This is a genomic window from Pseudoalteromonas sp. Bsw20308 (genome assembly GCF_000310105.2).
Lineage (GTDB): Bacteria > Pseudomonadota > Gammaproteobacteria > Enterobacterales > Alteromonadaceae > Pseudoalteromonas > Pseudoalteromonas fuliginea.
On sequence record NZ_CP013138.1, the window covers coordinates 2,567,506 to 2,579,610 of the forward strand.

Consider the following 12,105-nt stretch of genomic DNA (forward strand, 5'->3'; position numbering starts at 1 on the left):
GGCTGTCATAATAGACGATGTAAAATTATCAATAAAGACCTTAATCTTGATTTTTTGTCACAATGACACCGCGTTCAACCATTGCATTAAGGGTAACCAACGCACCTTGAGCAATTTGCTCTGCATTAAATTGTGGAGCGTGAGCTAATACCTGTTGGCAAACGTTGTCAAATGTCGCACCTTCACTTACCTCTATGATTGACAATAGCAAAGCTGTCATCGCATTTGTTGCTAAAAACTGCACATCATCATTTTCGTCTCTATATACAACAAAGTAATTAGGCTGAGTTGATGGCTCTTTAGGTATAAACTCTGTGCTGATATTTTGAACCGGAAATTGATAACTTAAATTTCTTGCAGCGTTAGATAAATACAAAGCAGAACTAGTGAGTGCTGTTGTTTGTAATTTTTGCGCTTGCTCATCTTCATGTGCAATCGATACATCTAGCTCTACCCATTCGTAATGAGCAAGCTCTAGCATAAACACGGGGTCGTGTTTTTTCATTTTATAATCACTTGATAAGTAATTAATAAACTCCCCTGCTATATCTAAAAAGTACGGCGAATGACAATCATATTCGCTAAAGAACTGACGTACGAGGGAATGCCATTGTTTGTCTGTGTATAAGGTTTTTAACACCGGAAAACCTGATGATACAAAACCTTCAATATTATTAAAAAATAGATCGCGATAAATGGCCATACGTCTATCTTCAATACCGCTGGGCCGTTTATTTTTTTTAGGCTCGCGAATATGCGCCATAAATTCGTTTTGTATTTCAATAAAGCTCATCACTAGGCACTCTTTTAATGTTTATAAAGGCTTATATTAAGCTCGTTGTTTTGAAACACTTGAATTAAGGTATTTAGCTTGCAGCCCATGAATTATATCCAACTCTTTGGTTAACACATTCATAGTAGGTATATTAAAGTCACGCTCAAGCAAAGTTGGAAACACACCATGTACTTCGTACGCCTTATCAAGTAGCTTCCACACAGGATCAATGACATCTGCGCCATGTGTATCAACTATTAAGTCATCAGCCTCATTGTAGTGCCCTGCAACGTGTCCATAAGCAATACGCTCAGAAGGTAACCCTGTTAAAAATGCTTGCGCGTTATAGCCATGATTTATCGAATTAACGTAAATGTTATTCACATCGAGTAAAAGCTTACAGTCAGCTTGCTCTAAAATAGTATTCGTAAATTCAAGCTCTGATAATTGCTGCCCAGGAGCACCATAATAAGAAACATTTTCTATCGCAATTTGTTGCTCAAGTATATCTTGAACTTGCTTAATACGTGGTACAACGTGTGCTATCGCATCTTGAGTAAACGGAATAGGCATTAAGTCATACATATGGCCCGCGCCAGAGCAGTAACTTAAGTGCTCACTAAAAATTTTTATATTGTGCTCTTTAAAAAAAACTTTTAAAGATTTAACAAATTCAACATCCAGTGGCTCAGGCGAGCCGATAGAAAGTGACAATCCATGGCACACAAAATTATTTGCATCTGTTAATGTTTTAAACTGTTTCTTAAAGCGCCCACCTAATTTTAGCCAATTCTCTGGTGCAACTTCTAAAAAATCTACTTGATTAGGTACGTGTTCAAGCAGTTCATTAAGCATTTCTCGTCGGAGGCCAAGACCAACCATTCCGAAATCTATACTTTTAGTTTGTGTCATAACTACCTCTAACTTAACAAAAAAGGGCCTTAAGGCCCTTTTAGCATACCTTATTTAAAATAAGATATTAACGGCCACCACATTTACCTTCGCCGCACTTACCTTCTTTTTTACCTTTTGCGTCGCCGCCACATTTACCTTCGCCGCACTTACCTTCTTTTTTACCTTTTGCGTCGCCGCCACATTTACCTTCGCCGCACTTGCCTTCTTTTTTACCTTTTGCATCGCCGCCACATTTACCTTCGCCGCACTTGCCTTCTTTTTTACCTTTGGCATCGCCGCCACATTTGCCTTCGCCGCACTTGCCTTCTTTTTTGCCTTTAGCATCGCCGCCACATTTGCCTTCGCCACATTTACCTTCAGCTGCATCTAGTTGATAACCTGTCACTAATTGTTGAAACTCAAATGGGTTAGCTTGTACATCAGCAGATACAAAACTTGCAGAGCCAACAACTACTGCACCTAAAGTTAACGCGATTGTATTTTTTCTAACTGTATTCATTTTATGACTCTCTTTAATCAAGGATTGTAAATCTCAGCAATATAAATGTATTTTTAAATTGCTTGTATGCTTAAGTAGACCCGCACAAAAATAAAAACTTTCAATTATTTTCATAATATTTGCTTTTGCACTTACTTCATTAAATATGGTCGGTAATTACAGATTTATCAATGTAAGATTTACAGGTAAACTATGCGTCCTGTTTTTCTCAGAAATAATCACCTTATGAAACTTGTTTTAGCGCCTATGGAAGGTGTTGTCGATTTTAAAATGCGTCAATTACTCACCGACATCGGTGGGTTCGATTTATGCGTTACCGAGTTTGTAAGAGTGGTTGAAACATGTTTACCCGATAAAGTTTTTCACCGCTATTGCCCTGAATTACATAATAATGGTTTTACGCGAGCAGGAACGCCTGTGCGTATCCAACTACTCGGACAAGAAGCGAACCCTTTAGCAGAAAATGCGATTAGAGCTATTGCATTAGGTTCTCACGGTGTTGATCTTAATTTTGGCTGTCCAGCAAAAACGGTTAACCGTAGTCGAGGTGGGGCTGTGCTGCTTAAAGATCCTGACCACATGTATACGATTATTAAAGCAGTCCGAGACGCTGTAGATGATCAGCATGAAGTTAGTGCAAAAATTCGCTTAGGATTTGATGATGATAGTAACAGCCAAGAAATTGTAGATGCGGTTGTCAGTGCTGGAGCAAATAGCATTGCAATACATGCTCGCACCAAACGTGATGGCTATAATCCGCCTGCTTATTGGGAAAAAATTCCACCAATAATAAAAGATAAAAATATTGCCGTTGTTGCCAATGGTGAAATTTGGCAAGTAGAAGACGCAATGCTTTGCCAAAAACGAAGTGGATGTACTAATTTAATGCTTGGTCGTGGCGCCCTTTCGCACCCTGATTTAGCAAAAAAAATTAAAGCTCATGTAAATAATGAACAATATGATGGACTTGAGTGGGAGCATATTATTTATCACTTAATCCACTCTGCTATCCATCAAGACCCTGCAAAGGATGAAAAATATTTTGCGTCACGTACTAAACAATGGCTTGGTTACCTAAAACGCCAATACCCACAAGCTATCGATTTATTTGATGAAATCAGACGTTTAAAAAGTAAAGAAGATGTGGCAAGCGTATTAAATAAATACGCCAAAGCACCGCAACTTGATTCAAATCATAACAGCTAACTTAAAGCCTATAGATAATATCAGTATAACGTAAAGCCAATTTAATAAGGTTGTACTGATAATGCATCATCAACAAAGACTGAACGATGAAATAGCGCAAGTTAAATTAAATATATTAACTATGCTTTCTAAATCAGCCTACCCTGCACATCACCATTTAATACAAATTTTAGATAATAAAGCCAACAATGAATGGTTAGACTGTGCGGCAGAAAAGTTAGGTCCGGAGTATGCTATTTTAATTAGTCGCATGACTAAATTAGAAGCTGCCGTTAGCCAAATAGAGATTGGCCAATATGGTTACTGTTGTGACTGCGAAGAAAAAATATCAGCAAAGTTACTTGAGCAAGACCCTGCAACTCAACGATGTATAAAGTGCGCACCATAAGCGCACTTTCACATCATTACATCATTTGCTTTATAAAACTAAATGATTGCCCAGGGTAGAGAATTATATCTTCAACTAAATACTGAGCCTCTTCTGGACTCATTTTTAGGCGCTTTACAAGGTTCACCTTTGCTTGAGGCAAAGTCCACGCATGATAGTGAATACCTATATCTGATTCCATCATCGCAAGCATCAATGTTTTATCTTTATCAGACATGTCCATATTGCTCGCCATTGCAGGTAAGTCTTGATAGTTAGCCTGCCAATCCAAGCCTTCTATTAATTTTTCATCAGATAAATACTTAACTAAAAACGATTTCTGGTGAGAAGTTGGCTGTTTACTGTCGAATGCAACACGATCTAATACTTTTATTTTTTCATTTAAAAGAGTAACCCATTCTAATGGTGAATGTACTTCGCCACTAAAGTAATTAAGTTTGCTCTGATACCACTGGGTTCCATTTGGCAGGCCTCTTAGACCAACACTCCCCCTGGGCCTGTAACTAGCTAAATAATCGCTAAAAGCTCTTATATGGCTCTTAAGCGCTGGTTGAACGTCGTTAGTGCCTATCGCACTCAATACATAACTTTGTAACAATGCAAGTTCAACTTTATTCAGTTTTAAATTGCTTTGTTTAGCACTGTCTAACGTTTCTTGGGTTAACTTAAGCCAGGTAATAACATTATCCGGTGTGTTTTTTGTGCCTTCAAAAGCAAGCATGTTCTTTAATACATCTACTTGAGCCGGCCAATTAAAATAGCGCTCAGGAAAACGCTCTGCAATAACCAAGTAATTTACTTGCGCTATTTGATTGAGATTAAGCTCCATGCCCATTAAGTTCTGATAAATAGTATGGCGTTTAGCTAAATATGCATCAGAAAAGACCAATTGCTCTTTAGTAATTTTATCTGTTTTATTAGCGCCTGATAGTACAAGCGCCATGTTTAAAGTTTTTAAACCGACTTGTGCATCTTCAAATGACTCGTAAGGTTGAGGCTGCTTTGAACATGCGACTAAAAATAGACACAGTAGTAATGAAAAAGAGAGCTTTTTATACATAGTAATTCCAATAAAAAAAGCCCCAGAGGGGCTTTTTAAAAGTTGCTTTAGCTAATAAAAATTAAATTTTAACACCGTTGCGAGCGGCTTTATCTTTAATGTATGTAGCCCAACCCTTTGCAAACTTGCGAGTGCGTGGGTCATCCATGGCTTTAGTAATAGCAGCATGAGCTTGCTTGTACTTGCCTTGGTAATAATATGCTTCAGCTAAATCTGAGTAAATAGTGCCCTTTTTATCAGAGCCTAGCTCTAATGCTTTGTTCAAACGAACAACAGCAGCACTAAATTTTTCAGACTGTAAAAGTAATGAACCTGCTTTGCGGTAAAGCTCAGCGTCTTCATCAAATTTAGCAGCTTCTTCATAATACTTAGCAGCTTTAACGAGATCTTTAGAACGATGGTAATTACTAGCAATCGCGCTAACGTTTTGCTTAGTACGTTTAACATTCTTTTCTTTAATAGCCTTCTCAAGCGTAACAGCCGCTTTAAAAGGAATTTCATTTAAAGAATAGAAGTTAGACAATACTTTGTAATCGACTTCAGCTTCAAAAAAACCTTGGTTGAATGCTACTTCCATGGTCGAAAGACCTTTTTTGTAGTTTTCAGTTTGTAGGTAATATTTACCTAAACTAACCCAAGCTTTTTTATCATCAGGCCAAACACGAACAATTTCTTCACCAACTTTGACCATATTATTATAGTCTTTAAGCTCGAAATAAGAGCCTAACTTTAATTGGTAAGGAGCTTTGTTCGGCTCCTTTTGAAGCGAAATTGCTTTGTCTGCTGGACCGAAAACATCACGAAATTGTTTCAACTCGTAGTTAGCTTGCGCAATACGTGTGTAAACTTTCGGATCTTCATCGCCCGTAAAATCAATCCATGCTAAATATGCTTTTTTAGCTTCTTGATACTTTTGAGTACCAATAAGTAAATCGCCTAATAACTTAAGGGATTGTTCCTGATCAGCAAAGTTTAAAACATCTGGCGCAACCGCCTGCTTAGTATATTTAATCGCTTCATCATACTTTTCTACCTGCGCGTACATGCTACCTAAGTAACGATTTACAGTCGCCTTATCAAAGTCATTAGATGGATCAATATCTTTTAGCAGAACAATTGCTTCTTCAACTTTTTCTTCACCGTACAAATCAAACGCTTTAATTACCTTTTTACCAGTACGCTCGCCCATGATTTTAGTTTTTGCTTTCTTACGCTCTTCAATCTTTGCGTAGTCTGGCGCCGCTAAAACAGATGCTGTTAATGTAGCACCTGACACAGACATAAGAATCGCAAGAGCAGTTACTTTAGAAAAATTTCTCATTACTCGCCTCCTTAATTGCCTTGGTTAAGTTTAAAGTCTAATTGAACTTGTAAACCCGGTTGTATTTGAGGTTTTCCGTCAATGATCTTAGGACGGTACTTCCACTTACGCAATGCACGCTTAGCTTCACGGTCAAAGATACGTTTTGGATCGGCGTCAATTACTTCAACGTCAGTCACTCCACCTAACTCATCAATTGTGAACGAAAGTTGAACCCAACCTTCTTTACCATCACGTGCTGCTTGCGTTGGATATTTTGGTTCTATACGAACGATAGGTGTCGCATCACCATCACGTCCAAATGCACCAGGACCACTTAGTCCACCTGCCGAACTACCAACATCAATGCTTCCCATATTAAATGACATAGCACCAGGTGTTGGACTGTTATTTTCCGGCTGTGGCGGCTGCGGTTTAGGCGGCTGCTTTGGTGGCGGAGGAGGCGGAGGCGGTACACGCTTCCTCTCCTGCACCTTAGATTCAGGCGGATTCGTCATTATTTCGACTATGATCTGCTCTTTTTGTTCCGTATTACGGTCAGCCCCACCAGAGATGAGGAAAGCCATGAAGTAGAACAAGCCGAAAGTAACTGCCCCACCTGCAATCAGTGAAAACAGAAAACGAATCATTACTGATCTCCAGCTATTGAAATTCTCAGGTTATCACCCGTCGCTTTAATCTGGTCCATAACTTTAACCACTACGCCATGTTTTGCTTCTTTATCAGCTTGCAAAATCACAACTTCAGTAGGTTGTTCTGCTAATAAACTTTCGATTTTTGCTGAAATACGTTCAACATCAACCTGCTGTTTATCAATCCAGATTTCGCCGTTACTACGGATAGCAATAAAAATGTTAGCATTTTTTTGCTTAGTAGCTTGGGCAGCTTTTGGTTTATTGACCTCGATACCAGCCTCTTTAACGAACGATGTAGTTACGATAAAGAAAATAAGCATGATAAATACGATGTCAAGCATTGGCGTCATATCAACCGCTGCTTCTTCTTCTTCACGAAAACGTTGTTTACGTGCCATATTTAATTCTCTCTCTAGTGATGAGGCATACTATCAATAAGTTTGGCTTTCACCATTTTAGCTTTTGTCTCAAGACGTGAGCTAAAAAATACTCCAGATAGTGCCGCAACCATTCCAGCCATTGTCGGGATTGTTGCCATTGAAATACCTGATGCCATTAATCGTGCGTTACCTGTACCCTGGTTGGCCATGGTTTCGAAAACCGAGATCATACCAGTAACAGTACCAAGTAAGCCTATTAAAGGACAAACAGCTACTAATGTCTTAATCAACAACATACGCTGATCTAATTTTTCAGACGCTTCAGAAATCCATGCTTCACGGATTCTGTGTGCGTACCAAGACGTAGTGTCTTGGCGGGCATCCCACTTTGCTACAATTTCTTTCGCTGTGCGAGGAAACTCTGCAAGTAAGAACCAATAGCGCTCAATCATTAAAACCCACATCAGAAAGAGTGCTATCGCGACCACGTATAAAACCTGGCCGCCTGTGCCAACAAAATCCCTGATAGATTCCCATATCTCCATCAGGACTAGCATTAGGCTTTCTCCTTCTCCGCGTGAGTAGCAACGATACCCGCGCTTTGCTCATCAAGGATGTGTAATACCGACTTACTACGACCAGCTACTAGAGCATGAAGTAGAATTAGTGGTAATGCAGCAATTAGACCTAGCGCTGTAGTTACAAGTGCTAGAGAGATGTTACCTGCCATGATCTTCGGATCACCCGTACCGAACAATGTGATTGTTTGGAACGTTAAGATCATACCGATTACAGTACCTAGTAGACCTAGTAATGGTGCGATTGCAGCAAGAATCTTGATTATATTGATACCAGCTTCGATGCGTGGCGTTTCACGTAGAATCGCTTCATCAAGTTTAAGCTCAAGGTTTTCAACATCTTGGTTCTTGTTGTCATGGTACACTTTAAGAATACGACCCAGTGGGTTATTTGTATTCGGTGTAGCAACATTTTTAAGTTGGCTCTTAATCTTACTAGTAGTAAGCGTAAGGTCAACAAAGCGAATTAGAGTAATTAGCATACCTAGGCCTAGTAAGGCTGTGATGATATAACCAACTACGCCACCTTGATGGAAGTATTCCATAAGGGTCGCTTTTTGAGTATTGATACGTAAGATAGCACCACGAGTCGGGTCAATATAAACACCAGCGTAGTTATCTGGAGATGTATTTTCAAGCGCTGTGATACCGTCTAGAATGTAACCATCTGGTTGTTTACCTAGAGGCTGGATAGACTTAGTCTCTGGTGAATAAATTAAGTAACCATCGTCTGTAACTAAGTTAAAGTTACCGATACGCGTTACTTTCTTCATTGACGGGTTACCATCAAGGCCAGCAACTTCAGTTTCGAATGTTGAAACTTTAGCTGATTCAGTCATTTCTGTTTGTAGTGAAATCCAAAGTTCTTCTAATTCACGAACAGTTGGAAGTTCTTTAGCAGCAGCTAATGAACGTAATATTTCAGCACGACCTGGCTTTTCAGCACTAACAAGTGATGCTTCGATCGAACCGATAGCGTCTTGAGCTGCACGACGTACAACACCAAACATTTCACCTAAAGTACCTTGTGCGCTTTGAAGAGCTTGCTCTTTCTCTGCTAAAGTATTTTCATTTTGTGCATATTTCTTAGCTAAACTAACGCCACGTGCTTTTTCAGAAGCAAGTTGGCTTTTAGCTTTGTTAAGTAATGATTGCTTGTCAGCACGTTCAGATAAGAACTCTTGCTCACGTTGCTTATTAATTTTACCTTCAGAGATACGCTCTTGCTTTACTTGCTCAAGGATTTTATCTAGAGCTCCAGTATTTGCATGTGCATTAAGCGCGGTACCTGCAGAAACAGTTAGTACTGCTGCAACAGCAAAACCTTTAAATAGTTTCTTCATTATTGATTACTCCGCGCCAAAGATAGGTAGTTTAACAAGTTCTAATGTCGCTTGCTTACGCGCCATACGAATAACTTCTTTAACAGGTTTTAGGTATTCTTCACCTAATTCTTTCCACTGTTTAGTGTTGTTATCCCACACCCAAGCATGTTTCAAGTCAAAAGATTGAGCAACGTACGTGATACGACCTAATTGACCGATATCAACGTTAATGCTCTTACCATCAACTTCTAATGTACCTTGTGAAGCAGATACAAGTGAACTGTATGCTGTTTCAATAGTGTAAGCTTCAAGTACTTGACGGAATTTTTCAGACGTCGTTACAGACGCAGAAACCATGATTTCACGTAGTCTTTCAACACGTCCTAAACGCGTTTCAAGATTAAATGGAACGTCCGCTTTGATGAATTGCTCAAGCGTATCGATCATGCGATACATCAAAGGCACAACGTTTTGTTTAGTGTTATCAATAGTAGCGATTTGACGATCAAACGATTCAATAGACGCATTTTGGCTATCAACCAAGCGTGATACATGATCGTTATACACTTTCATAAGTTCAGTCTCATCAACGATGCTACGGTACTCAGCGATTAGCTCTTGAGTTTGACCATATACATTGTCAATTTTAGTTTGAGACTTAACAGCAGCCTTTTGAATTTGTTGACCTGCTTTTTGCACGTCATTCAAAGGATCTGCAATCACATTGCTGCTTGCAAATGCAAATGCGCCAACCAACGCAGTTGCTACAAGACTCTTTCTGATTTTAACAGACATAGTTCCCAACCAATTAAGTAATGTTACTTTTATAATTTAATTATCAACCCATAAGGAAGACAACCCTGATATCTTTTAATAGATATCAACCTTCCAATAATGCTAAATGCAATAAGCGCTGTCAACTTGATGTTTGCTTATCTCAGTAAATAAATAGCCGGTTCAAAGCTTACACTAAAGGACTGCATACCAAATGTTAACAATATTGTAACCAGTCTTATTCTTAATATTTCTATCAAAGCCTTTTAAGGGGTATGTTTATTGGGTGTCGCCCTTATAAAAACAACAAAAATGCAACATTCAATTGAAAATGAATTCGCCCTGAAAAAAAACAAAAAAAAATATACTTATTTCTCATATAAGTTTTTTTTTGGCTAACTTTATGCCTTTTTAACTGGTTTTAAACGCTTCATCTGAAAAAACAAACCGTTTATCGCACAAGAAAACATCACAAAATGCCTTTATATTGAATTAATATTCACTTCGAATATCGCATATTAATATTTCCATTACCCAATATTAATGGAGAGTAAAGTGGTTGGTTACAAACCAAATGATGCACAGTGTGCAATTAGTTATTAATTTATTACTCTCAGAAGTTGTCCAAATATTTGAATTTATCTTTTGCTGGGCATGTATCAGGGATGGCTAATTTTAGGAACAAGCTTTCAATGAAATACTATACTCCAATCTGAGCAGCTTGAAGTTGTTACTACAATCAACGTTAGTCACCTATCTTGAATATGATCTATTTAATTCAATTACAATTTTTATGGTAGGCTCTGTGAAAACTATATCATTTCACCTCGTTACATAGCTCGCTACTATGCTTTAAGGTAGTCTTATAATAACTAAAAGCTGTTGAAGTTTAATTTTTTAATTTTAATATCGTAGCCCAATCACACACAGCAATGCTTACTGTAGTGCCGTTGTGCTCATAAAGGCGATAACAATGCATAAATGCCAAATACATTCTATTCAAAGGGTCTTGCTAGAGGTAATTGACTCTTTGTTGTATAAATAGATAAGGGCTGAAAGTAGGACATGAAGCTTTACTTGTTCGATTTATGATAAAAGTCTGCTTAGAAATGGGGTCAATTTAACGCCAAGAAAATTGCATAATAGCAATTCGCTTAATTAAGTGATCTATTTTGATATAAGAAAATCGTGTCGACAAAAAGAATAAACTTCAAATAGGTTAAATGGTTATTTTATTCGTTGAATTGATAAAGTGCTTATGTAGATCGATATGACTATAAGGAATGTAAGGCTTTAGCCGCTAACGAGAGCACTAGATAAAAAATCGTGTCGCAAAAAAATCTCTAAGAATAAAATTTAACTCAGAAAAATAATAAACTTTAATAGCAAAAAGATAATCCTGTCATTTAATACACGTGGTATTTCGCTTGACGACTTGATCAACCAAATGCTCAAAGAATATTGCTACTTGAACAATAAAGATGCATTTAACAAATATCAGCGCTTTAAAATTAATTAATTTAAGTATGCAGTGTAATAATTGATAGCTTTATAGGAGATAGTGAGGAAGATTTAATAGTATTAACAAAGGAATTATGGTGAAACAGATAGACTGTTTCACCACGTTGAACGAAGGTTCACATAATAAATTATGCTGCTTCTACGTTCTCAGCTTCAGGGCCTTTTTGACCTTGCTTGATGCTGAATGTCACTGCTTGACCTTCGCTAAGAGTGCGAAAACCAGAACCAGTGATTGCGCTGAAATGTACAAACACGTCAGGACCATTTTCTTGTTCAATGAAACCAAAGCCTTTAGCTTCGTTGAAAAACTTTACTTTACCAGTAACCGACATACTAAATTTTCCTGTAAGTCAATAATTAAAATTCAGCCATATTATTATGGCAATATCCTCCCCGAGTCAATGCCCACAAAATGGAGGTATAGTACAGGAAGAAGTAATAACCTAACCGGTAACCTTAAACGCAGCACAATATCCGTAAATTCAATACGCAAAAACTCAAAGCAAGTTAAGATTAACACATTATTTTTTATTTCGCTCTATTAATTAGACATTATTTATTAAAAATATATATTTTTATTAAATAATGTCTAAACGGCTAATTTTAATACAAAAAAATACTATTCGGTTACTCTTTTTAGAATCAGTCGCGTATTTTAAATGCGAAATATTTGATCAAAACAAAAATTGTACAATGATCAGCGCAAGTAAAAATCACATAAAAATTTA

The 12,105-nt window shown here is 37.7% G+C and carries 13 protein-coding genes; 2 read left to right on the plus strand and 11 right to left on the minus strand.

The annotated features are described in order from the left end of the window. Positions 1-40: 40 nt before the first annotated feature. The 3 genes from D172_RS11070 to D172_RS11080 form a co-directional block, all read right to left on the minus strand. Complete coding sequence (locus D172_RS11070; RefSeq protein ID WP_007375863.1) at positions 41-793, minus strand: DNA-binding domain-containing protein; 753 nt, start codon at positions 791-793, stop codon at positions 41-43. Between the two features lie 36 nt (positions 794-829). Beyond that, positions 830-1,657: a DUF692 domain-containing protein gene (locus tag D172_RS11075; protein ID WP_420713810.1), complete on the minus strand. Its 828-nt coding sequence runs from the start codon at positions 1,655-1,657 to the stop codon at positions 830-832. A gap of 97 nt (positions 1,658-1,754) precedes the next feature. After that, positions 1,755-2,189, minus strand: a complete 435-nt coding sequence (locus D172_RS11080) for a hypothetical protein (protein WP_007375865.1) — start codon at positions 2,187-2,189, stop codon at positions 1,755-1,757. A 225-nt stretch (positions 2,190-2,414) separates the two neighbouring features. On the opposite strand from D172_RS11080, the gene D172_RS11085 reads away from it, so the two are divergent. Both D172_RS11085 and D172_RS11090 read left to right on the plus strand, forming a co-directional pair. Continuing rightward, a complete protein-coding gene (locus D172_RS11085) occupies positions 2,415-3,395 on the plus strand; it encodes a tRNA-dihydrouridine synthase (protein ID WP_007375866.1) in 981 nt (326 codons plus the stop codon). Between the two features lie 61 nt (positions 3,396-3,456). Then, positions 3,457-3,783, plus strand: coding sequence for a TraR/DksA family transcriptional regulator (locus tag D172_RS11090; RefSeq protein ID WP_007375867.1), 327 nt, complete (start codon positions 3,457-3,459; stop codon positions 3,781-3,783). Positions 3,784-3,799: 16 nt separating this feature from the next. Here D172_RS11090 and D172_RS11095 read toward each other — a convergent pair whose 3' ends face one another. The 8 genes from D172_RS11095 to D172_RS11130 all read right to left on the minus strand — a co-directional run bounded on the left by D172_RS11095 (position 3,800) and on the right by D172_RS11130 (position 11,709). Next, on the minus strand, positions 3,800-4,843 hold the full coding sequence (locus D172_RS11095; RefSeq protein ID WP_007375868.1) for a hypothetical protein: 1,044 nt from the start codon (positions 4,841-4,843) through the stop codon (positions 3,800-3,802). Positions 4,844-4,904: 61 nt separating this feature from the next. Continuing rightward, entirely contained in the window at positions 4,905-6,164 is a 1,260-nt protein-coding gene (locus D172_RS11100) for a tetratricopeptide repeat protein (RefSeq protein ID WP_007375869.1), read from the minus strand. Between the two features lie 11 nt (positions 6,165-6,175). Further along, entirely contained in the window at positions 6,176-6,793 is a 618-nt protein-coding gene (locus D172_RS11105; protein WP_033016273.1) for an energy transducer TonB, read from the minus strand. Beyond that, positions 6,793-7,197, minus strand: a complete 405-nt coding sequence (locus D172_RS11110) for an ExbD/TolR family protein (RefSeq protein ID WP_002961710.1) — start codon at positions 7,195-7,197, stop codon at positions 6,793-6,795. The genes D172_RS11105 and D172_RS11110 overlap by 1 nt, the downstream gene beginning before the upstream one ends. Before the next feature lie 14 nt (positions 7,198-7,211). Continuing rightward, complete coding sequence (locus tag D172_RS11115) at positions 7,212-7,736, minus strand: MotA/TolQ/ExbB proton channel family protein (protein ID WP_002961709.1); 525 nt, start codon at positions 7,734-7,736, stop codon at positions 7,212-7,214. Further along, positions 7,736-9,100 (minus strand): MotA/TolQ/ExbB proton channel family protein, encoded by a 1,365-nt coding sequence (locus D172_RS11120; RefSeq protein WP_007375872.1) that lies wholly within the window; start codon positions 9,098-9,100, stop codon positions 7,736-7,738. The genes D172_RS11115 and D172_RS11120 overlap by 1 nt, the downstream gene beginning before the upstream one ends. A gap of 6 nt (positions 9,101-9,106) precedes the next feature. Further along, a complete protein-coding gene (locus D172_RS11125; protein ID WP_033016274.1) occupies positions 9,107-9,877 on the minus strand; it encodes a DUF3450 domain-containing protein in 771 nt (256 codons plus the stop codon). A gap of 1,628 nt (positions 9,878-11,505) precedes the next feature. Next, on the minus strand, positions 11,506-11,709 hold the full coding sequence (locus D172_RS11130) for a cold-shock protein (RefSeq protein WP_002961702.1): 204 nt from the start codon (positions 11,707-11,709) through the stop codon (positions 11,506-11,508). Between the last annotated feature and the right edge of the window lie 396 nt (positions 11,710-12,105).